Annotated in this window: 15 protein-coding genes and 12 pseudogenes; 16 read left to right on the top strand and 11 right to left on the bottom strand. The window is 64.8% G+C overall.

What is annotated here, in order from left to right; genetic code table 11:
* The 3 pseudogenes from trxA (PFEN_RS05660) to PFEN_RS05650 all read right to left on the bottom strand — a co-directional run.
* A pseudogene (trxA, locus tag PFEN_RS05660) lies at nucleotides 1–534 on the bottom strand (thioredoxin); the annotation flags it as partial.
* Nucleotides 531–1,218: pseudogene (locus PFEN_RS05655) on the bottom strand (class I SAM-dependent methyltransferase). The pseudogenes PFEN_RS05655 and trxA (PFEN_RS05660), both read right to left, overlap by 4 nt.
* Nucleotides 1,215–1,672: pseudogene (locus PFEN_RS05650) on the bottom strand (hypothetical protein). Before PFEN_RS05650 ends, PFEN_RS05655 begins: the two co-directional pseudogenes overlap by 4 nt.
* Before the next feature lie 141 nt (nucleotides 1,673–1,813).
* Here PFEN_RS05650 and nrdR (PFEN_RS05645) point away from each other — a divergent pair.
* The 8 genes and pseudogenes from nrdR (PFEN_RS05645) to PFEN_RS30460 form a co-directional block, all read left to right on the top strand.
* Complete coding sequence (nrdR, locus tag PFEN_RS05645; protein WP_191485968.1) at nucleotides 1,814–2,278, top strand: transcriptional regulator NrdR; 465 nt, start codon at nucleotides 1,814–1,816, stop codon at nucleotides 2,276–2,278.
* Nucleotides 2,275–3,414, top strand: a pseudogene (ribD, locus tag PFEN_RS05640) (bifunctional diaminohydroxyphosphoribosylaminopyrimidine deaminase/5-amino-6-(5-phosphoribosylamino)uracil reductase RibD). Before nrdR (PFEN_RS05645) ends, ribD (PFEN_RS05640) begins: the two are co-directional and overlap by 4 nt.
* Nucleotides 3,415–3,459: 45 nt before the next feature.
* Nucleotides 3,460–4,122, top strand: coding sequence for a riboflavin synthase (locus PFEN_RS05635; RefSeq protein WP_040071243.1), 663 nt, complete (start codon nucleotides 3,460–3,462; stop codon nucleotides 4,120–4,122).
* Nucleotides 4,123–4,153: 31 nt separating this feature from the next.
* Nucleotides 4,154–5,245, top strand: a complete 1,092-nt coding sequence (ribBA, locus tag PFEN_RS05630; RefSeq protein ID WP_191485974.1) for a bifunctional 3,4-dihydroxy-2-butanone-4-phosphate synthase/GTP cyclohydrolase II — start codon at nucleotides 4,154–4,156, stop codon at nucleotides 5,243–5,245.
* 91 nt (nucleotides 5,246–5,336) lie between these two features.
* Nucleotides 5,337–5,813 carry a 6,7-dimethyl-8-ribityllumazine synthase gene (gene ribE, locus PFEN_RS05625; RefSeq protein WP_040071241.1) on the top strand — a complete coding sequence of 159 codons (477 nt, stop codon included), beginning with the start codon at nucleotides 5,337–5,339 and terminating at the stop codon, nucleotides 5,811–5,813.
* On the top strand, nucleotides 5,810–6,310 hold the full coding sequence (nusB, locus tag PFEN_RS05620) for a transcription antitermination factor NusB (protein ID WP_177101688.1): 501 nt from the start codon (nucleotides 5,810–5,812) through the stop codon (nucleotides 6,308–6,310). The genes ribE (PFEN_RS05625) and nusB (PFEN_RS05620) overlap by 4 nt, the downstream gene beginning before the upstream one ends.
* An 18-nt stretch (nucleotides 6,311–6,328) precedes the next feature.
* A pseudogene (gene thiL, locus PFEN_RS05615) lies at nucleotides 6,329–7,271 on the top strand (thiamine-phosphate kinase).
* Nucleotides 7,272–7,304: 33 nt separating this feature from the next.
* Nucleotides 7,305–7,447: pseudogene (locus tag PFEN_RS30460) on the top strand (phosphatidylglycerophosphatase A); the annotation flags it as partial.
* Between the two features lie 1,075 nt (nucleotides 7,448–8,522).
* Here PFEN_RS30460 and thiL (PFEN_RS05610) read toward each other — a convergent pair.
* The 7 genes and pseudogenes from thiL (PFEN_RS05610) to nrdR (PFEN_RS05580) all read right to left on the bottom strand — a co-directional run.
* Nucleotides 8,523–9,449 (bottom strand): annotated as a pseudogene (thiL, locus tag PFEN_RS05610) (thiamine-phosphate kinase); the annotation flags it as partial.
* A gap of 18 nt (nucleotides 9,450–9,467) precedes the next feature.
* Nucleotides 9,468–9,968 carry a transcription antitermination factor NusB gene (gene nusB, locus PFEN_RS05605; protein WP_177101688.1) on the bottom strand — a complete coding sequence of 167 codons (501 nt, stop codon included), beginning with the start codon at nucleotides 9,966–9,968 and terminating at the stop codon, nucleotides 9,468–9,470.
* Nucleotides 9,965–10,441 (bottom strand): 6,7-dimethyl-8-ribityllumazine synthase, encoded by a 477-nt coding sequence (ribE, locus tag PFEN_RS05600; protein WP_040071241.1) that lies wholly within the window; start codon nucleotides 10,439–10,441, stop codon nucleotides 9,965–9,967. The genes nusB (PFEN_RS05605) and ribE (PFEN_RS05600) overlap by 4 nt, the downstream gene beginning before the upstream one ends.
* 90 nt (nucleotides 10,442–10,531) lie before the next feature.
* Nucleotides 10,532–11,622, bottom strand: a pseudogene (gene ribBA / locus PFEN_RS05595) (bifunctional 3,4-dihydroxy-2-butanone-4-phosphate synthase/GTP cyclohydrolase II).
* Nucleotides 11,623–11,653: 31 nt separating this feature from the next.
* The gene (locus PFEN_RS05590) at nucleotides 11,654–12,316 is read right to left on the bottom strand and encodes a riboflavin synthase (RefSeq protein ID WP_040071243.1); all 663 of its coding nucleotides are present in this window, start codon (nucleotides 12,314–12,316) and stop codon (nucleotides 11,654–11,656) included.
* Between the two features lie 45 nt (nucleotides 12,317–12,361).
* On the bottom strand, nucleotides 12,362–13,501 hold the full coding sequence (ribD, locus tag PFEN_RS05585; RefSeq protein WP_191485973.1) for a bifunctional diaminohydroxyphosphoribosylaminopyrimidine deaminase/5-amino-6-(5-phosphoribosylamino)uracil reductase RibD: 1,140 nt from the start codon (nucleotides 13,499–13,501) through the stop codon (nucleotides 12,362–12,364).
* Nucleotides 13,498–13,962, bottom strand: coding sequence for a transcriptional regulator NrdR (gene nrdR, locus PFEN_RS05580; RefSeq protein ID WP_191485968.1), 465 nt, complete (start codon nucleotides 13,960–13,962; stop codon nucleotides 13,498–13,500). The genes ribD (PFEN_RS05585) and nrdR (PFEN_RS05580) overlap by 4 nt, the downstream gene beginning before the upstream one ends.
* A 141-nt stretch (nucleotides 13,963–14,103) precedes the next feature.
* On the opposite strand from nrdR (PFEN_RS05580), the gene PFEN_RS05575 reads away from it, so the two are divergent.
* The 3 genes and pseudogenes from PFEN_RS05575 to trxA (PFEN_RS05565) all read left to right on the top strand — a co-directional run bounded on the left by PFEN_RS05575 (nucleotide 14,104) and on the right by trxA (PFEN_RS05565) (nucleotide 16,144).
* Nucleotides 14,104–14,562 carry a hypothetical protein gene (locus PFEN_RS05575; protein WP_191485969.1) on the top strand — a complete coding sequence of 153 codons (459 nt, stop codon included), beginning with the start codon at nucleotides 14,104–14,106 and terminating at the stop codon, nucleotides 14,560–14,562.
* Nucleotides 14,559–15,202 (top strand): annotated as a pseudogene (locus PFEN_RS05570) (class I SAM-dependent methyltransferase); the annotation flags it as partial. The gene PFEN_RS05575 and the pseudogene PFEN_RS05570, both read left to right, overlap by 4 nt.
* A 70-nt stretch (nucleotides 15,203–15,272) precedes the next feature.
* A pseudogene (trxA, locus tag PFEN_RS05565) lies at nucleotides 15,273–16,144 on the top strand (thioredoxin).
* A gap of 83 nt (nucleotides 16,145–16,227) precedes the next feature.
* On the opposite strand, the pseudogene PFEN_RS05560 reads toward trxA (PFEN_RS05565), so the two are convergent.
* Nucleotides 16,228–16,577 (bottom strand): annotated as a pseudogene (locus PFEN_RS05560) (hypothetical protein).
* Nucleotides 16,578–16,710: 133 nt separating this feature from the next.
* Between PFEN_RS05560 and PFEN_RS05555 the strand changes: the two are divergent.
* The 5 genes and pseudogenes from PFEN_RS05555 (at nucleotide 16,711) to PFEN_RS05535 (ending at nucleotide 20,985) form a co-directional block, all read left to right on the top strand.
* Nucleotides 16,711–17,319, top strand: coding sequence for a DUF2796 domain-containing protein (locus PFEN_RS05555; RefSeq protein ID WP_191485964.1), 609 nt, complete (start codon nucleotides 16,711–16,713; stop codon nucleotides 17,317–17,319).
* A gap of 171 nt (nucleotides 17,320–17,490) precedes the next feature.
* Entirely contained in the window at nucleotides 17,491–18,201 is a 711-nt protein-coding gene (locus PFEN_RS05550) for an ABC transporter ATP-binding protein (protein WP_191485963.1), read from the top strand.
* Between the two features lies 1 nt (nucleotide 18,202).
* On the top strand, nucleotides 18,203–19,468 hold the full coding sequence (locus tag PFEN_RS05545; protein WP_191485962.1) for an ABC transporter permease: 1,266 nt from the start codon (nucleotides 18,203–18,205) through the stop codon (nucleotides 19,466–19,468).
* Between the two features lie 8 nt (nucleotides 19,469–19,476).
* Nucleotides 19,477–20,010 (top strand): DUF3299 domain-containing protein, encoded by a 534-nt coding sequence (locus PFEN_RS05540; RefSeq protein ID WP_191485961.1) that lies wholly within the window; start codon nucleotides 19,477–19,479, stop codon nucleotides 20,008–20,010.
* A gap of 294 nt (nucleotides 20,011–20,304) precedes the next feature.
* Nucleotides 20,305–20,985 (top strand): annotated as a pseudogene (locus PFEN_RS05535) (OmpW/AlkL family protein).
* Nucleotides 20,986–21,016 lie beyond the last annotated feature (31 nt).

Below are 21,016 nucleotides of genomic sequence, written 5' to 3'. Positions count from 1 at the left end.
CGCGCTCGGCCAGGCAGCGGCCATAGAGAATCAGCGCCTTGGCGTTACTGTTGTCTTCACCGAGCAATACCTTGAGCAGGGCTTCGGCATCGCCGATCCGACCCTCGGCGAACAGCGCCTCGGCCTGTTCCAGGGATCGGCGGCGACCGGCGGTGGCATCTGTACGTGCGGCTCAAGCATTTTGCGCACCGCCGACTCCGGTTGGGCCCCGGCGAAACCGTCCACCGGCTGGCCGTCCTTGAACAGCACCACGGTAGGCAGGCTGCGAATACCGAAACGAGCGACGATGTCCTGCTCGGCATCGCAGTCGACCTTGGCCAGCAACAGTTCGCCCTGATAGCTCTCGGCGATCTGTTGCAACATCGGCATCAATGCTTTGCAGGGCGCGCACCACTCGGCCCAGAAATCCACCAGTACCGGCTTGTGGAACGAATTCTCGATCACCGACTGGTCGAAGTCAGCGGTGGTGGCGTCGAAGATGTAGGGCTGGGCTGAGTCATTGCAATCTCGAAGAGCGTGGAATGGGGCAACTATAAAGCCTGGGCCGGATGGCCGGAAGCACGGTCGCGCTGGGCATGGTAAAGACTGACATGGCGAAACTCCTCCGGTTCCGCCAGATCCGGCAGGGTGAAGGCTTCGAGCATTTCCAGGCGTCGGTACAGCGGATGGCGGAAATCCCGAACCCGCGAATCCGCCACCAGCGCTTCCCGACCCCGGCTGAGGAATTGATCGAGCAAGGGCAGGTTCTCCCGGTCATACAGAACATCCGCCACCAGGATCAGGTCGAAACGATCGCTCTCGGCGAAGAAATCCTCGCTGTAACCCAGTTCCACCCCATTGAGCGCCGCATTCGCCCGGCAGGCCGCCAGCGCCAGCGGATCAAGGTCGCAGGCCACCACTTCCAGCGCCCCGGCGCGGGCCGCGGCAATTGCCGCCACGCCCGAGCCGGCGCCGAAGTCCAGTACCCGCTTGCCCGCCACCCACTGTGGCTGTGCCGCCAGGTAGCGGGCCATGGCCAGGCCGCTGGCCCAACAGAAACTCCAATAGGGCGGTTCATGCAGAATTCGCCGGGTTTCCTCCGGGGTAAAGGCGCGGTCCATGTTGTGCGCGTCGATCAGCCATAACCGCAGCGCGGTCCCTGGCAATGAACACGCCACCAGTCCGCGCATCGCCCAGCAGCTCGCTCAAGGACTGTTGCAGGTCCGTCGGTGCGCTCATGGGGCGGTAAAGAATTGCAACTGGCCGAGGACCTGAGAGGTCGGCTCGGTGATGGTCCGCGCCGGCAGATGCAGGATCAACTGCCCGGACTGGCTGGCCCGCCCGCGCAATTCCACCCGGCTGCCCAGCGGGAACACCTCCGGGTTGAAGCGCAGGTGGAACGGCAGCGCCTGGCCGGTGCCTCTGATCCTGCTGCTGGCCAGCAACTGCTGCGGTCGACCGCGCTCGTCGATCACCAGCAGCGCCAGTTCCGCTTCCGCGCCCGCTGGCACACCCAGCAAGGTGCCGCTCAATTCACGCTGAAACGCGGGCAACGGACCGAGTTCTTCATAGGGAGTGACCGGTTTACTCGTCTGTTGCTGGACCGGGGCCTGCGGGACAGGCTTGGCGGCGGGCTGCCGCAAGCAGCCAACAGGCCGGCGAGACTGAGCAAAACAAGCGGTCGTACTGACATGAACAGCTCCAACTCAAGGCGAAATACGCTGCATCTATAGGGATAAAAGGTAGTCGGGCGACTGTATACCGTAAAGCCTATGGCTTGTCTTGCGACGGGGATGCGCTACCATGGCCCTCCCATTTTTTGTTGCCTGCCACCATGCACTGTCCCTTCTGCGGTGCCAACGACACCAAAGTCATCGACTCGCGTCTGGTCGCCGAGGGCGAACAGGTGCGCCGCCGGCGCGAATGCCTGGCCTGCGGTGAACGTTTCACCACCTTCGAGACCGCCGAACTGGTCTTGCCACGCCTGATCAAACAGGACGGCAGCCGCCAACCCTTCGACGAAGACAAACTTCGCGCCGGCATGCAGCGCGCGCTGGAAAAGCGCCCGGTCAGCGTCGAGCGCCTGGAAGCCGCGCTGGTGCATATCAAGCACAAGCTGCGGGCCACCGGCGAGCGCGAGGTCAAGTCGCTGGTTGTCGGCGAGCTGGTGATGAGCGAGCTGCAGAAGCTCGACGAAGTCGCCTATATCCGTTTCGCGTCGGTCTATCGCCGCTTCCAGGACCTCAATGAGTTCCGCGAAGAGATCGACCGTCTCGCCCGCGAGCCGGCCAAGGAATGAGCCTTTCGACCGAGCAGGCCGTCCTCGACGCCCACTACATGGCCCGAGCCCTGGAGCTGGCCCGCAAGGGCCGCTACTCGACCCACCCGAACCCTCGGGTCGGCTGTGTGATCGTGCGGGCCGGCGTGGTGGTCGGCGAAGGTTGGCACGTGCGCGCCGGCGAACCCCATGCCGAGGTGCATGCCTTGCGCGAGGCCGCTGAAAACGCCCGCGGCGCCACGGCCTACGTGACCCTTGAACCGTGCAGCCATTTCGGTCGCACGCCACCGTGCGCCGACGCCCTGGTCAAGGCCGGCGTGGCGCGGGTGGTCGTGGCCATGCAGGACCCCAACCCGGAAGTCGCCGGCCGTGGCCTCAAGCGTCTGGCCGATGCCGGTATCGCCGTGCACAGCGGCGTGCTGGAAGGCGAAGCCCGGGCGCTCAACCAGGGCTTCCTCAAACGCATGGAGCATGGCGTGCCATTCGTGCGGGTCAAGCTGGCGATGAGCCTGGATGGCCGTACCGCCATGGCCAGCGGCGAAAGCCAGTGGATCACCGGTCCAGAGGCGCGTTCCGCCGTGCAGCGCTTGCGCGCCCAGGCCAGCGTGGTGCTGACCGGCGCCGACAGCGTGCTGGCGGACAACGCGCGGATGACCGTGCGCCCCGCCGAGCTGGGCCTCGACCCCGAACTGACGGCCCTGGCCGAACGCCGCCCCCCCCTGCGGGTGCTGATCGACGGTCGGCTGCGGGTGCCACTGGAGGCGGCGTTTTTCACGGTGGGGCCGGCGCTGGTGGTGACCTGCACCCCAGGCGCCAGCGAACGCTATCGGGCCCTGGGCCATGAACTGCTGGAAGTGCCCGCTGCCGATGGTCACGTTGACCTGCGCCGGCGTGCTCACCGAACTGGCCGCCCGTGGCGTCAACGACGTGCTGGTCGAGGCCGGCCCGCGCCTGGCGGGCGCCTTTGCCCGGCAAGGACTGGTGGATGAATACAATTGTTTGTCGCTGGTCAGTTTCTCGGCTCCACGGCGCGTCCATTGTTGGACTGGCCATTGGCGCGGATGAGCGAGGCGCCGCGGCTGAAAATCATCGAAATGCGCGCAGTCGGCAGTGACTGGCGAGTCACCGCGATACCTGATCCGACACCCGGCGTATAATTTTCGGCTTGCGCCACGCGCGGGCCTGTTCTCGAGGAGGACTTCATGTTTACCGGCATCATCGAATCCATCGGCAGTATCCGTGCCCTCAACCCCAAGGGCGGTGACGTTCGCGTCTACGTGGAAACCGGCAAGCTGGACCTGGCCGACGTCAAGCTCGGCGACAGCATCGCGGTGAACGGCGTCTGCCTGACCGCTGTCGAGCTGCCGGGCGATGGCTTCTGGGCCGACGTCAGCCGTGAAACCCTGGACTGCACCGCCTTCAACCAGTTGAAAGCCGGCAGCCGGGTCAACCTGGAAAAAGCCCTGACCCCGACCACGCGCCTGGGTGGACACCTGGTCAGCGGCCATGTCGACGGCGTCGGCGAAGTCGTCGCCCGTGAAGAAAACGCCCGGGCCATCCAGTTTCGCATCCGTGCGCCGAAAGACCTGGCCAAGTACATCGCCCACAAGGGCTCGATCACCGTCGACGGCACCAGCCTGACGGTCAACGCGGTGAACGGCGCCGAGTTCGAACTGACCATCGTCCCGCACACCCTGGCCGAAACCATCATGGCCGACTACCGTCCCGGTCGTCAGGTCAACCTCGAAGTCGACCTGCTGGCCCGTTACCTGGAGCGTCTGCTGCTGGGCGACAAGGCCGCGGAACCATCAAGCGGCGGCATCACCGAAAGTTTCCTGGCCGCCAACGGCTACCTCAAATCCTGAAACTCAATTTTTGAAAGAAGGGGGGTGCCGCGTGGCGCTCAACACGATTGAAGAACTGGTCGAAGACATTCGCCAAGGCAAGATGGTCATCCTCATGGATGACGAAGACCGTGAGAACGAAGGCGACCTGATCATGGCCGCCGAATGCTGCAAGGCCGAACACATCAACTTCATGGCCAAGCACGCCCGTGGCCTGATCTGCATGCCCATGAGCCGCGAGCGTTGCGAACTGCTCAAGCTGCCGCTGATGGCGCCGCGCAACGGTTCCGGCTTCGGCACCAAGTTCACCGTGTCCATCGAGGCCAGCGAAGGGGTGACCACCGGTATCTCCGCCGCCGACCGCGCGCGTACCGTGCAAGCGGCGGCCGCCAAGGACGCCAAGGCCGAAGACATCGTCAGTCCCGGTCACATCTTCCCGCTGATGGCCCAGCCCGGCGGTACCCTGGCCCGTGCCGGCCACACCGAAGCGGCCTGCGACCTGGCGCGCATGGCCGGTTTCGAGCCGAGCGGGGTGATCTGCGAAGTGATGAACGACGACGGCACCATGTCCCGTCGCGCCGAACTGGAAACCTTCGCCGCCGAGCACAGCATCAAGATCGGCACCATCGCCGACCTGATCCACTACCGGATGATCCACGAACGTACCGTTCAGCGGATTGCCGAGCAGCCACTGGACAGCGAACTGGGGCAATTCACCCTGGTGACCTATCGTGATTCGGTGGAAGGCGATGTGCACATGGCCCTGACCCTGGGCAGCTTCTGCGCCGAAGAGCCGACCCTGGTGCGGGTGCACAACATGGACCCGCTGCGCGACCTGTTGATGGTCAAGCAACCCGGGCGCTGGAGCCTGCGCGCCGCCATGGCCACGGTGGCCGAGGCCGGCAGCGGCGTGGTGCTGTTGCTGGGGCACCCGCTGGACGGCGACGTGCTGCTGGCGCATATCCGCGAGACCGCCGAGCAGGTGCCGGCGAAAAAACCGACCACCTACAGCATTGTCGGGGCCGGTTCGCAGATCCTGCGTGACCTGGGCGTGCGCAAAATGCGCCTGATGAGTGCGCCGATGAAGTTCAATGCGATATCCGGTTTCGACCTGGAAGTAGTAGAATACGTGCCCTCCGAATAAAGACTGGCTGCTCGCGGCCCTTGATTCGCGGTTCAAATATCCCTGAGGGGCGCGTACTAGGCGCGCCCCGGCTCTTTAAGAGAATTGTCGAATGACCCTGAAGACCATCGAAGGTACCTTCATCGCCCCCAAAGGCCGCTACGCCCTGGTGGTCGGCCGCTTCAACAGCTTCGTCGTCGAAAGCCTGGTGAGCGGTGCCGTTGACGCCCTGGTTCGCCACGGTGTCAGCGAAAGCGACATCACCATCATCCGTGCGCCTGGCGCCTTCGAGATCCCGCTGGTGGCACAGAAAGTCGCGCAGAAAGGCGACTTCTCGGCGATCATCGCCCTCGGCGCGGTCATTCGTGGCGGTACCCCGCACTTCGAATACGTGGCCGGCGAATGCACCAAGGGCCTGGCCCAGGTCTCCATGGAGTTCGGCGTGCCGGTGGCCTTTGGCGTGCTGACCGTCGACTCCATCGAGCAAGCCATCGAGCGTTCCGGCACCAAGGCCGGCAACAAAGGCGCCGAAGCCGCCCTTTCCGCCCTGGAAATGGTCAGCCTGCTGGCGCAATTGGAGGCTGTGTGATTAGCGACGAAAGCGATCGTTTCAACCCGCGCGATCCGAAGCCCGAAGGCGCCGGCAAGCCCTCCAAGAGCGTCAAGCGTCGCGAAGCCCGTCAACTGGCGACCCAGGCGCTGTACCAGTGGCACATGGCCAAGCAGTCGCTGAACGAAATCGAGGCGCAGTTCCGGGTCGACAACGATTTCAGCGATGTCGACGGCGCGTACTTCCGTGAAATCCTCCACGGCGTCCCGCAGTTCAAGAGCGAGATCGACACGGTCCTCAAGCCGTGCCTGGACATCGAGATCGAAGAGTTGGACCCGGTTGAGCTGGCGGTGTTGCGCCTGTCCACCTGGGAACTGCTCAAGCGCGTTGACGTGCCCTACCGCGTGGTGATCAACGAAGGCATCGAACTGGCCAAGGTCTACGGTTCCACCGATGGTCACAAGTTCGTCAACGGCGTGCTCGACAAGCTGGCGCCGCGCCTGCGTGAAGCTGAAGTGAAGGCGTTCAAGCGCTGATCCGCGCTTGACCTTTGCATGGGCGAGTTCGAGCTGATCCGCAATTTCTTCGCCGCCGCGCCCTGTGCGCAGGCCGGCGAGGGCGTTGCCCTGGGCATCGGCGACGACTGCGCTCTGCTCAGCGTCCCGCCGGGGAGCAATTGGCGATTTCCACCGACACCCTGGTGGCCGGTGTGCACTTTGCCGACCCCTGCGACCCTTTCCTGCTCGGCCAGCGCGCGCTGGCCGTGGCCGCCAGCGACCTGGCCGCCATGGGCGCCACACCCCTGGCCTTTACCCTGGCCCTGACCTTGCCGCACAACGACGCCAGTTGGCTGCAAGCCTTCGCCCACGGCCTGAACCTGATGGCGCAACACTGTGCCTTGCGCCTGGTGGGCGGCGACACCACCCGTGGACCGCTGTGCCTGACGCTGACGGTGTTCGGTCGGGTGCCGACGGGGCAGGCCTTGACCCGCGGCGGCGCGCAAGTCGGCGACCTGCTGTGTGTCGGCGGCGAGTTGGGCAATGCGGCCGGCGCCTTGCCGCTGGTGCTGGGGCAGCGTACGGCGGAGCCGGCGATTGCCGAGCCGCTGCTGGAGCACTACTGGTCGCCCAAGCCGCAATTGGCACTGGGTCAGTTCTTGCGCAACAAGGCGACCTCGGCACTGGATATCTCCGATGGGCTCTTGGCCGATTGCGGGCATATCGCGGCGGCATCCGCGTCAGGTTGCAGGTGGCGCACGACGCGCTGCCCTTGTCGTCGGCGTTGCGGGCCTTTCTCGGTCAGGATGGCGCCCACCAGGCGGCCCTCAGCGGTGGCGATGACTACGTGCTGGCCTTTACCCTGCCAGCCGACGAGTGGCCCGGGTTGCTGGCCGCGCACCCATCTACGGTGATCGGCAGTCTCGAGCGTGCTCCCGCCGTGCCGCGATATCACACCGGCGCGCCGGGTTACCCAACATTTTTCCGGAGACCACCGTGACACGATCATCCCAAGGCAGGTCCCGGCCGACACGTGCCGCCGTCCGGTCTGGCGCCAATCCCCTGGGCCATTTCCTGGCCTTCGGCTTCGGCCGGCACCTTGCCCAAGGCGCCGGGCCACCTGGGGTCGCTGGTTGCGCTACCCTTTAACCGTTATGGCAGATGCTGCCCGACTGGGCCCGGCTGATGCTTTCGTCACATGTTGTTGCCTCTGGCGGCAGTCCCATCTGGTACACGACCGACACCGGAAGATGGTCGTGGGGAACCGAGGATGGTCCGGGTGCATGTGGGATCAGCCCTCTGGCTGGTGCCGGGACGGGGGCTGGTTACTGGTCTGCTGGCGCGGGTTCTTCTCTGCCTGTATCCGCTTCCTCTTCGACCATCCCTCAAGCCCCCTGTGCACGATCCGCCTCCGATCGACCGGCCATGTCATTGGCAGGAGGTTGGGGCATGATGCTGCGGGATGAGTGGGGTACTGGCCGGGGGGCTGCGGCCTGGCTGGCCAGTGGCGGAAGGGTTGGCGGGTAGCACCTCTTTACTTCTTGAGGAATCGTGGCAGGTGTCGGGTGGAGCTGGGCGGTTGGGGGTGCGGTGGCTGCGGCTCGGGTGTGGTTTTCAGGGTAGCCCGTTGGGGGTGAGAAGATGGTGTGGGCGATGCAAGAAGCCGGGCGACGACGGAATGGATCAGGAAGCCGGTGTCGCGTCCGGGCCGGTGATCGAGGTTTCGGGCGGGCGGATGCCGGAAGGAACGTTCGAGCTCGTGCCACCTACAGCGCCGCCAGGCGAGCGGCACCCCCGACCGCTGCGTGCTGCGGGTATAAGGGTGCAGCCAGACGCCCTGGGCTGGATGGGCCAGCAGAAGATCGCGTCCGTGACGAGTTTCTATGCGATGCTATATTTCCGACCGGAGCCATTTTCGCTGCTGCCCCGGGCCACCACACGGCCAGCTGGATGTCGAAGATGCGAACCAGCGAAGACCCGCCAGAACAGAAGGCCGTCCCGGGACCAGCCGGAGGGGATCGCCAGCCGAGCCATGTCGGGCGGCAGGACGAGCCGTGGTCGGACCCGCAGAGGGCGACCTTCGACAGAGAGCCGGGCGGTGGACGCCGCAGATCGGGCGAGCCGCCAGCCAGAGCGCCATACGAGATACAGTGGAGCGGCACCGCGACGGGTGGCCGGCGTGGCGGTGCCGGGCGGTGCCGGAAGGCCAGCGAAATGCCGGGATGCCCAGACGCGGCGGCCGGCCGCGGCCCGGTGTGATATCGCGGCCAGCGGCGTCCACCAGGAGCACGCCCTGCCCGGCCAGTACCTGCCCGATCATCCGTACCGATGGGTGCGCGGCCAGCAACCCGGGCCACTCGTCGGCTGGCAGGGTAAAGGCCAGCACGTAGTCATCGCCACCGCTGAGGGCCGCCTGGTGGGCGCCATCCTGACCGAGAAAGGCCCGCAACGCCGACGACAAGGGCAGCGCGTCGTGCGCCACCTGCAACCTGACCGCGGATGCCGCCGCGATATGCCCGCAATCGGCCAAGAGCCCATCGGAGATATCCAGTGCCGAGGTCGCCTTGTTGCGCAAGAACTGACCCAGTGCCAATTGCGGCTTGGGCGACCAGTAGTGCTCCAGCAGCGGCTCGGCAATCGCCGGCTCCGCCGTACGCTGCCCCAGCACCAGCGGCAAGGCGCCGGCCGCATTGCCCAACTCGCCGCCGACACACAGCAGGTCGCCGACTTGCGCGCCGCCGCGGGTCAAGGCCTGCCCCGTCGGCACCCGACCGAACACCGTCAGCGTCAGGCACAGCGGTCCACGGGTGGTGTCGCCGCCCACCAGGCGCAAGGCACAGTGTTGCGCCATCAGGTTCAGGCCGTGGGCGAAGGCTTGCAGCCAACTGGCGTCGTTGTGCGGCAAGGTCAGGGCCAGGGTAAAGGCCAGGGGTGTGGCGCCCATGGCGGCCAGGTCGCTGGCGGCCACGGCCAGCGCGCGCTGGCCGAGCAGGAAAGGGTCGCAGGGGTCGGCAAAGTGCACACCGGCCACCAGGGTGTCGGTGGAAATCGCCAATTGCTCCCCGGCGGGGACGCTGAGCAGAGCGCAGTCGTCGCCGATGCCCAGGGCAACGCCCTCGCCGGCCTGCGCACAGGGCGCGGCGGCGAAGAAATTGCGGATCAGCTCGAACTCGCCCATGCAAAGGTCAAGCGCGGATCAGCGCTTGAACGCCTTCACTTCAGCTTCACGCAGGCGCGGCGCCAGCTTGTCGAGCACGCCGTTGACGAACTTGTGACCATCGGTGGAACCGTAGACCTTGGCCAGTTCGATGCCTTCGTTGATCACCACGCGGTAGGGCACGTCAACGCGCTTGAGCAGTTCCCAGGTGGACAGGCGCAACACCGCCAGCTCAACCGGGTCCAACTCTTCGATCTCGATGTCCAGGCACGGCTTGAGGACCGTGTCGATCTCGCTCTTGAACTGCGGGACGCCGTGGAGGATTTCACGGAAGTACGCGCCGTCGACATCGCTGAAATCGTTGTCGACCCGGAACTGCGCCTCGATTTCGTTCAGCGACTGCTTGGCCATGTGCCACTGGTACAGCGCCTGGGTCGCCAGTTGACGGGCTTCGCGACGCTTGACGCTCTTGGAGGGCTTGCCGGCGCCTTCGGGCTTCGGATCGCGCGGGTTGAAACGATCGCTTTCGTCGCTAATCACACAGCCTCCAATTGCGCCAGCAGGCTGACCATTTCCAGGGCGGAAAGGGCGGCTTCGGCGCCTTTGTTGCCGGCCTTGGTGCCGGAACGCTCGATGGCTTGCTCGATGGAGTCGACGGTCAGCACGCCAAAGGCCACCGGCACGCCGAACTCCATGGAGACCTGGGCCAGGCCCTTGGTGCATTCGCCGGCCACGTATTCGAAGTGCGGGGTACCGCCACGAATGACCGCGCCGAGGGCGATGATCGCCGAGAAGTCGCCTTTCTGCGCGACTTTCTGTGCCACCAGCGGGATCTCGAAGGCGCCAGGCGCACGGATGATGGTGATGTCGCTTTCGCTGACACCGTGGCGAACCAGGGCGTCAACGGCACCGCTCACCAGGCTTTCGACGACGAAGCTGTTGAAGCGGCCGACCACCAGGGCGTAGCGGCCTTTGGGGGCGATGAAGGTACCTTCGATGGTCTTCAGGGTCATTCGACAATTCTCTTAAAGAGCCGGGGCGCGCCTAGTACGCGCCCTCAGGGATATTTGAACCGCGAATCAAGGGCCGCGAGCAGCCAGTCTTTATTCGGAGGGCACGTATTCTACTACTTCCAGGTCGAAACCGGATATCGCATTGAACTTCATCGGCGCACTCATCAGGCGCATTTTGCGCACGCCCAGGTCACGCAGGATCTGCGAACCGGCCCCGACAATGCTGTAGGTGGTCGGTTTTTTCGCCGGCACCTGCTCGGCGGTCTCGCGGATATGCGCCAGCAGCACGTCGCCGTCCAGCGGGTGCCCCAGCAACAGCACCACGCCGCTGCCGGCCTCGGCCACCGTGGCCATGGCGGCGCGCAGGCTCCAGCGCCCGGGTTGCTTGACCATCAACAGGTCGCGCAGCGGGTCCATGTTGTGCACCCGCACCAGGGTCGGCTCTTCGGCGCAGAAGCTGCCCAGGGTCAGGGCCATGTGCACATCGCCTTCCACCGAATCACGATAGGTCACCAGGGTGAATTGCCCCAGTTCGCTGTCCAGTGGCTGCTCGGCAATCCGCTGAACGGTACGTTCGTGGATCATCCGGTAGTGGATCAGGTCGGCGATGGTGCCGATCTTGATGCTGTGCTCGGCGGCGAAGGTTTCCAGTTCGGCGCGACGGGACATGGTGCCGTCGTCGTTCATCACTTCGCAGATCACCCCGCTCGGCTCGAAACCGGCCATGCGCGCCAGGTCGCAGGCCGCTTCGGTGTGGCCGGCACGGGCCAGGGTACCGCCGGGCTGGGCCATCAGCGGGAAGATGTGACGGGACTGACGATGTCTTCGGCCTTGGCGTCCTTGGCGGCCGCCGCTTGCACGGTACGCGCGCGGTCGGCGGCGGAGATACCGGTGGTCACCCCTTCGCTGGCCTCGATGGACACGGTGAACTTGGTGCCGAAGCCGGAACCGTTGCGCGGCGCCATCAGCGGCAGCTTGAGCAGTTCGCAACGCTCGCGGCTCATGGGCATGCAGATCAGGCCACGGGCGTGCTTGGCCATGAAGTTGATGTGTTCGGCCTTGCAGCATTCGGCGGCCATGATCAGGTCGCCTTCGTTCTCACGGTCTTCGTCATCCATGAGGATGACCATCTTGCCTTGGCGAATGTCTTCGACCAGTTCTTCAATCGTGTTGAGCGCCACGCGGCACCCCCCTTCTTTCAAAAATTGAGTTTCAGGATTTGAGGTAGCCGTTGGCGGCCAGGAAACTTTCGGTGATGCCGCCGCTTGATGGTTCCGCGGCCTTGTCGCCCAGCAGCAGACGCTCCAGGTAACGGGCCAGCAGGTCGACTTCGAGGTTGACCTGACGACCGGGACGGTAGTCGGCCATGATGGTTTCGGCCAGGGTGTGCGGGACGATGGTCAGTTCGAACTCGGCGCCGTTCACCGCGTTGACCGTCAGGCTGGTGCCGTCGACGGTGATCGAGCCCTTGTGGGCGATGTACTTGGCCAGGTCTTTCGGCGCACGGATGCGAAACTGGATGGCCCGGGCGTTTTCTTCACGGGCGACGACTTCGCCGACGCCGTCGACATGGCCGCTGACCAGGTGTCCACCCAGGCGCGTGGTCGGGGTCAGGGCTTTTTCCAGGTTGACCCGGCTGCCGGCTTTCAACTGGTTGAAGGCGGTGCAGTCCAGGGTTTCACGGCTGACGTCGGCCCAGAAGCCATCGCCCGGCAGCTCGACAGCGGTCAGGCAGACGCCGTTCACCGCGATGCTGTCGCCGAGCTTGACGTCGGCCAGGTCCAGCTTGCCGGTTTCCACGTAGACGCGAACGTCACCGCCCTTGGGGTTGAGGGCACGGATACTGCCGATGGATTCGATGATGCCGGTAAACATGAAGTCCTCCTCGAGAACAGGCCCGCGCGTGGCGCAAGCCGAAAATTATACGCCGGGTGTCGGATCAGGTATCGCGGTGACTCGCCAGTCACTGCCGACTGCGCGCATTTCGATGATTTTCAGCCGCGGCGCCTCGCTCATCCGCGCCAATGGCCAGTCCAACAATGGACGCGCCGTGGAGCCGAGAAACTGACCAGCGACAAACAATTGGTATTCATCCACCAGTCCTTGCCGGGCAAAGGCGCCCGCCAGGCGCGGGCCGGCCTCGACCAGCACGTCGTTGACGCCACGGGCGGCCAGTTCGGTGAGCACGCGGCGCAGGTCAACGTGACCATCGGCAGCGGGCACTTCCAGCAGTTCATGGCCCAGGGCCCGATAGCGTTCGCTGGCGCCTGGGGTGCAGGTCACCACCAGCGCCGGCCCCACCGTGAAAAACGCCGCCTCCAGTGGCACCCGCAGCCGACCGTCGATCAGCACCCGCAGGGGGGGGCGGCGTTCGGCCAGGGCCGTCAGTTCGGGGTCGAGGCCCAGCTCGGCGGGGCGCACGGTCATCCGCGCGTTGTCCGCCAGCACGCTGTCGGCGCCGGTCAGCACCACGCTGGCCTGGGCGCGCAAGCGCTGCACGGCGGAACGCGCCTCTGGACCGGTGATCCACTGGCTTTCGCCGCTGGCCATGGCGGTACGGCCATCCAGGCTCATCGCCAGCTTGACCCGCACGAATGGCACGCCATGCTCCATGCGTTTGAGGAAGCCCTGGTTGAGCGCCCGGGCTTCGCCTTCCAGCACGCCGCTGTGCACGGCGATACCGGCATCGGCCAGACGCTTGAGGCCACGGCCGGCGACTTCCGGGTTGGGGTCCTGCATGGCCACGACCACCCGCGCCACGCCGGCCTTGACCAGGGCGTCGGCGCACGGTGGCGTGCGACCGAAATGGCTGCACGGTTCAAGGGTCACGTAGGCCGTGGCGCCGCGGGCGTTTTCAGCGGCCTCGCGCAAGGCATGCACCTCGGCATGGGGTTCGCCGGCGCGCACGTGCCAACCTTCGCCGACCACCACGCCGGCCCGCACGATCACACAGCCGACCCGAGGGTTCGGGTGGGTCGAGTAGCGGCCCTTGCGGGCCAGCTCCAGGGCTCGGGCCATGTAGTGGGCGTCGAGGACGGCCTGCTCGGTCGAAAGGCTCATTCCTTGGCCGGCTCGCGGGCGAGACGGTCGATCTCTTCGCGGAACTCATTGAGGTCCTGGAAGCGGCGATAGACCGACGCGAAACGGATATAGGCGACTTCGTCGAGCTTCTGCAGCTCGCTCATCACCAGCTCGCCGACAACCAGCGACTTGACCTCGCGCTCGCCGGTGGCCCGCAGCTTGTGCTTGATATGCACCAGCGCGGCTTCCAGGCGCTCGACGCTGACCGGGCGCTTTTCCAGCGCGCGCTGCATGCCGGCGCGAAGTTTGTCTTCGTCGAAGGGTTGGCGGCTGCCGTCCTGTTTGATCAGGCGTGGCAAGACCAGTTCGGCGGTCTCGAAGGTGGTGAAACGTTCACCGCAGGCCAGGCATTCGCGCCGGCGGCGCACCTGTTCGCCCTCGGCGACCAGACGCGAGTCGATGACTTTGGTGTCGTTGGCACCGCAGAAGGGACAGTGCATGGTGGCAGGCAACAAAAAATGGGAGGGCCATGGTAGCGCATCCCCGTCGCAAGACAAGCCATAGGCTTTACGGTATACAGTCGCCCGACTACCTTTTATCCCTATAGATGCAGCGTATTTCGCCTTGAGTTGGAGCTGTTCATGTCAGTACGACCGCTTGTTTTGCTCAGTCTCGCCGGCCTGTTGGCTGCTTGCGGCAGCCCGCCGCCCAAGCCTGTCCCGCAGGCCCCGGTCCAGCAACAGACGAGTAAACCGGTCACTCCCTATGAAGAACTCGGTCCGTTGCCCGCGTTTCAGCGTGAATTGAGCGGCACCTTGCTGGGTGTGCCAGCGGGCGCGGAAGCGGAACTGGCGCTGCTGGTGATCGACGAGCGCGGTCGACCGCAGCAGTTGCTGGCCAGCAGCAGGATCAGAGGCACCGGCCAGGCGCTGCCGTTCCACCTGCGCTTCAACCCGGAGGTGTTCCCGCTGGGCAGCCGGGTGGAATTGCGCGGGCGGGCCAGCCAGTCCGGGCAGTTGATCCTGCATCTGCCGGCGCGGACCATCACCGAGCCGACCTCTCAGGTCCTCGGCCAGTTGCAATTCTTTACCGCCCCATGAGCGCACCGACGGACCTGCAACAGTCCTTGAGCGAGCTGCTGGGCGATGCGCGACTGGTGGCGTGTTCATTGCCAGGGACCGCGCTGCGGTTATGGCTGATCGACGCGCACAACATGGACCGCGCCTTTACCCCGGAGGAAACCCGGCGAATTCTGCATGAACCGCCCTATTGGAGTTTCTGTTGGGCCAGCGGCCTGGCCATGGCCCGCTACCTGGCGGCACAGCCACAGTGGGTGGCGGGCAAGCGGGTACTGGACTTCGGCGCCGGCTCGGGCGTGGCGGCAATTGCCGCGGCCCGCGCCGGGGCGCTGGAAGTGGTGGCCTGCGACCTTGATCCGCTGGCGCTGGCGGCCTGCCGGGCGAATGCGGCGCTCAATGGGGTGGAACTGGGTTACAGCGAGGATTTCTTCGCCGAGAGCGATCGTTTCGACCTGATCCTGGTGGCGGATGTTCTGTATGACCGGGAGAACCTGCCCTTGCTCGATCAATTCCTCAGCCGGGGTCGGGAAGCGCTGGTGGCGGATTCGCGGGTTCGGGATTTCCGCCATCCGCTGTACCGACGCCTGGAAATGCTCGAAGCCTTCACCCTGCCGGATCTGCGGAACCGGAGGAGTTTCGCCATGTCAGTCTTTACCATGCCAGCGCGACCGTGCTTCGGCCATCCGGCCCAGGCTTTATAGTTGCCCCATTCCACGCTCTTCGAGATTGCAATGACTCAGCCCAGCCCCTACATCTTCGACGCCACCACCGCTGACTTCGACCAGTCGGTGATCGAGAATTCGTTCCACAAGCCGGTACTGGTGGATTTCTGGCCGAGTGGTGCGCGCCCTGCAAAGCATTGATGCCGATGTTGCAACAGATCGCCGAGAGCTATCAGGGCGAACTGTTGCTGGCCAAGGTCGACTGCGATGCCGAGCAGGACATCGTCGCTCGTTTCGGTATTCGCAGCCTGCCTACCGTGGTGCTGTTCAAGGACGGCCAGCCGGTGGACGGTTTCGCCGGGGCCCAACCGGAGTCGGCGGTGCGCAAAATGCTTGAGCCGCACGTACAGATGCCACCGCCGGTCGCCGCCGATCCCCTGGAACAGGCCGAGGCGCTGTTCGCCGAGGGTCGGATCGGCGATGCCGAAGCCCTGCTCAAGGTATTGCTCGGTGAAGACAACAGTAACGCCAAGGCGCTGATTCTCTATGGCCGCTGCCTGGCCGAGCGCGGCGAGCTGGGCGAAGCCCAGGTGGTACTGGATGCGGTCAGAGCGACGAGTACAAGGCCGCGCTGGCCGGTGCCAAGGCGCAGCTGACCTTCTTGGCGTCAGGCGGCCGACCTGCCGGAGGTGGCTGATCTGAAGGCGCGCCTGGCGCAAAATCCGCAGGACGACGAAGCGGTCTATCAGTTGGCGGTACAACAGCTGTCGCGCCAGCAGTACGAAGCTGCGCTGGAGGGTCTGCTCAAGCTGTTTATCCGCAATCGCGGTTACAGCGAAGGCCTGCCGCACAAGACTTTGCTGCAGGTGTTCGATCTGTTGGGCAACGACCACCCACTGGTGACCACCTATCGTCGCCGGCTGTTCGCTGCGTTGTACTGACCTTGCGTGAGCAGGCTTTAGCTCTGGAGCGGCCCGAAGGCCGCCAAAGCTTCGTGGGCAAGCTCCGCTCTCACATCCCCCCTTCAGGCCTCGACCCAGCTGTAAAGCGGCGAATCCGTCCCGCTCAGCACCTTGATCTCGCTGCAATGGCGCAAGCGCACCAACAAGCGCTTGGCCGCCGCCGTGCTCCCGGCCAACCCTTCCAACTGTCCCAGCAACTGCGGCCCATCAATCTGCCCGGCCTGACGCACCAGGTCCCTGGCCGTCCGCCACAAGGCATCGTCCTGGCTCACCGGAGGCGCCACCAGCGCAACATCCGCATCGGCAGGCACGCTCACCTGCAACTGCGCCCCAGCCGCGCCCAGTCACCCTCATCCAGCTCCACCGTCAAATCCACCGGCCATTGGCCGATGCTGCCTCGAATTCGTACCATGCCGCCACCTCGCTATACAGGCGCCCATGCTCCCACGCGTCACCCGACACGCCAAGTCAGTGGCCGAACCCGGGATAAAATGTTATAAGATCACATAACAAAACACCCTCGTTGCCGTTCCCGGAGAAACGCCATGCGCCACCTGCTGCTCGCCCTGCCTTTTGCCTTGCTCCCGCTGGTTGCCGCCCAAGCCCATGAAGCACACGAACATGGCAGCCTCGGTGCCCACGAGCACGGTGTGGGCCGGCTGAACGCGGCGCTGGACGGCCAGACCCTGGAACTGGAACTGCAAAGCCCGGCAATGAACCTGGTGGGCTTCGAACACCCGGCCAGCAGCGATGCCGACAAGGCCAAGGTGGCCAGCGTGCACGCCTTGCTGGAGAAGCCGCTGGAGCTGTTCAACCTGCCGAAAGCCGCCGGTTGCGTGGTGGCCAACCAGAAGCTGGAAAGCCCGCTGTTCGGCGACCCGGCACCTGAAGAAGCCGATGACGATGATGACGATCACGCCCCTGAAGCCGCCGCAACCACGCCGGCCGCCGGTGCCGAACACCACCACGACCACAGCGAGATCCACGCCCACTACCAGTTCACCTGTGCCACCCCGGCGGCGCTGAAGACCCTGGAACTGGGCCAGGTGTTCAAGACATTCCCCGCCACCCACAAGATTCAGGTGCAGTTGATTTCCGGCAGTGGCCAACAAGGGGTTGACGCCACGCCAGAGGCTGCCACCCTGAAGTTCTGATCCATCGCCATCCTTGTTGGAATGGCGCTTATCTGTGCGAGCGGAGCTTGCCCGCGAAAGGGACGACGCGGTGCTTCAGAGACACCGAGTTGATCCCCTTCGCGGGCAAGCTCCGCTCCCACAGATGAACAGCGTCCCCACAAAGAGCCCACCACCTGTGAATCGGCCTTTATGACCCAAGCACTTATCGAACTGTCCGACCTGAGCTTCAACTGGCCCGGTCATCCGCAGTTGCTGGACATTCCGGCGTTCCGCCTGGAACCGGGCGAAACGCTGTTCCTCAAGGGCCCCAGCGGCAGCGGCAAGACCACCTTGCTCGGTCTGTTGGGCGGGGTGCAGAAGCCCAATCGGGGTAGCATCCGCTTGCTCGGCCAGGAACTCACCGAACTGGGCGCCGGGGCTCGCGACCGCTTTCGCGTCGACCACACCGGCTACATTTTCCAGCAGTTCAACCTGCTACCGTTTCTCTCGGTGCGCGAGAACGTCGAGCTGCCTTGTCACTTTTCCAAACTGCGCGCCAGCCGTGCGATCCAGCGCCACGGCAGCGCCGACCAGGCCGCCGCGACCCTGCTCGCCCACCTCGGTCTGAGCGACCCGGCCCTGCTCGAACGCCGCGCCGACTCGCTGTCCATCGGCCAGCAACAACGGGTTGCCGCCGCCCGCGCGCTGATCGGCCAGCCGGAGCTGGTGATCGCCGACGAGCCGACCTCGGCGCTGGACTACGATGCCCGCGAAGCCTTTATCCGCCTGCTGTTCGCCGAATGCCGGGAAGCCGGTTCCAGCCTGCTGTTCGTCAGCCATGACCAGAGCCTGGCACCGCTGTTCGACCGTCACCTGTCGCTGTCCGAATTGAATCGCGCGGCCACGCCCGCGGAGGTCTGAGATGTATCTGTTTCGTCTGGCCCTGGCCAGCCTGGCCAACCGCCGCTTCACCGCCCTGCTCACGGCCTTCGCCATCGCCCTGTCGGTCTGCCTGTTGCTGGCGGTGGAGCGCGTGCGCACCGAAGCCCGCGCCAGCTTCGCCAGTACTATCAGCGGCACCGACCTGATCGTCGGCGCCCGCTCGGGCTCGGTGAACCTGCTGCTGTACTCGGTGTTCCGGATCGGCAACGCCACCAATAACATCCGCTGGGACAGCTTCGAGCACTTCGCCAGCAACCCGAAAGTGAAGTGGGCAATCCCGATGTCCCTCGGCGACTCCCATCGCGGCTACCGGGTACTCGGCACCAGCGAGGCCTATTTCGAGCACTACCAGTACGGCCACCAGCAGAGCCTGCAACTGGCCGAAGGTAGGCCCTTCGCCACGGATCCGTTCGAGGTGGTGCTTGGCGCCGAGGTGGCGGACGCGCTGCATTACAAGCTCGGCGACAAACTGGTGCTGGCCCATGGCGTGGCCGCCGTCAGCCTGGTCAAGCACGACGACAAGCCCTTCACCGTGGTCGGCATCCTCAAGCGCACCGGCACGCCGGTGGATCGCACGCTGCATATCAGCCTCGGCGGCATGGAGGCGATCCACATCGACTGGCAGAACGGCGTGCCGGCCCATGGCGCCGGACGTATCAGTGCCGATCAGGCGCGCAACATGGACCTGACGCCACAAGCCATCACCGCCTTCATGCTTGGCCTGAACAGCAAGGTCTCGACCTTCGCCCTGCAACGCGAGATCAACGAGTTTCGTGGCGAGCCGATGCTGGCGATCCTGCCGGGCGTGGCCTTGCAGGAACTCTGGAGCCTGATGGGCACGGCGGAAAAGGCGCTGTTCGTGGTCTCGCTGTTCGTGGTGCTGACCGGTTTGATCGGCATGCTCACGGCGATCCTCACCAGCCTCAACGAACGCCGCCGGGAAATGGCGATCCTGCGTTCGGTGGGCGCGCGGCCTTGGCATATCGCCAGCCTGCTGGTGCTGGAAGCCTTTGCCCTGGCGTTGTCCGGGGTGGTGGCCGGGGTCGGCCTGTTGTACTTGTGTATCGCCTTGGCCCAGGGTTATGTGCAATCGAACTACGGGTTGTACCTGCCACTGTCGTGGCCGAGCGAATATGAATGGACGCTACTCGGCGGTATCCTCGTCGCCGCCCTGTTGATGGGCGGCGTGCCGGCGTGGCGCGCCTATCGACAGTCCCTGGCCGACGGCCTGTCCATCCGTTTATGAGTGTTGCGATGAAGAACAAAGTCCTGGCTGGCCTGCTGCTGGCGTTGTCCGTGGTGACCGCCACGCCGTTGTGGGCAGCTGACAAACCGAGGGAGCTGGCCTGGCAGGACATGATTCCAGCCGATGCGCCGCCGGAAGTGCCGCAGATGACGCCGCTGCATGATCTGTCGAAACTCGGCAGCATGAACCCCGAAGCGGCGCCGGCGGCCAAGCAGTCGCTGCCCGATGCGCCGGTGGTCAAGGCACTGGACGGCCAGCATGTACGCCTGCCGGGGTATATCGTGCCGCTGGAAGTGAACGAGGAAGGTCGGACCACGGAGTTTCTGCTGGTGCCGTATTTCGGCGCCTGCATTCATGTGCCGCCACCGCCATCGAACCAGATCGTGCATGTGACCAGTGAGCTGGGAGTCAAGCTCGATGAGCTGTACCAGCCGTACTGGATCGAGGGCGACATGCAGGTCAAGCCGAGCACCAGCGACCTGGCGGATGCGGGGTACAGCATGGCGGCACAGAAGATCTATGTGTACGAACTGCCCGAGTGAACCCTGTCGCTCTGCGGTGACTGGGTGGGCCTCTTCGCGGGCAAGCTCCGCTCCCACAGGTTTTGAGTCGAGCCTGAGCCTTGTGTCCGACCGAGCCTCTGTGGGAGCGGAGCTTGCCCGCGAAGAGGTCGACAGGGGCAGTGCAAAAGTTCCTGCCCCACCCCGACTATTGCCGTTTCATTGAGCTGGATCAATGATCGGCCCTGCTGTTCATTGAGCTGAGTCAAAAGCCGACCCTGCCCGCTCTTTACCATTGGACCCAGTGAATTTGAACCGTCCTTTGGAGCCCCCCCAATGCACAAGTCCCTGTTCAGCGCCTCTCTCGTAGCGCTCGCCCTTGCCGCCCCTCTTGCAGGCCCACCAGGCCGGTGATTTCATCGTCCGCGCCGTACCGCCACCGTTGCCCCGAACGACAGCAGCGGCGACCTGAAACTCGACGGCGCAAAAGTCTCCGGCACCAAGGCCACGGTGGACAGCGATACCCAGCTGGGTCTGACCTTCGCCTACATGTTCACCGACCATATCGGTCTGGAACTGCTGGCTGCCTCGCCTTTCCATCATGAAGTAGCCGTCAAGGGCCTCGGCGCGTCGTTGGACGGCAAGCTGGCGGATGTCAAGCAACTACCACCGACCCTGTCGCTGCAGTACTACCCGATGGATGCCAGCTCGAAGTTCCAGCCTTACGCCGGTGTCGGTATCAACTACACCATGTTCTTCGGTGAAGACCTGACCGCCAAGCGCAGGAGCGAAGGCTTCAGCAATATGAAGCTGCAAAACTCGGTGGGTCTGGCCGGTCAACTGGGCTTCGACTACATGCTCACCGACCGCATGCTGGTCAACGCTTCGGTCTGGTACATCGACATCGACACCAAAGCCACCATCGACGGCCCAACCGCCTTGGGCGTAGGCCAGACCAAGGTCGATGTGAAGGTTGATCCGTGGGTCTACATGGTCGGTATCGGCTACAAGTTCTAGGTTATACCTAAGACATATTTGTTAAGTTGTA

The sequence above is a fragment of the Pseudomonas sp. FEN genome, assembly GCF_904067045.1.
In the GTDB taxonomy this organism is placed as follows: domain Bacteria; phylum Pseudomonadota; class Gammaproteobacteria; order Pseudomonadales; family Pseudomonadaceae; genus Aquipseudomonas.
This window is presented reverse-complemented; position numbering and strand designations above follow the sequence as displayed.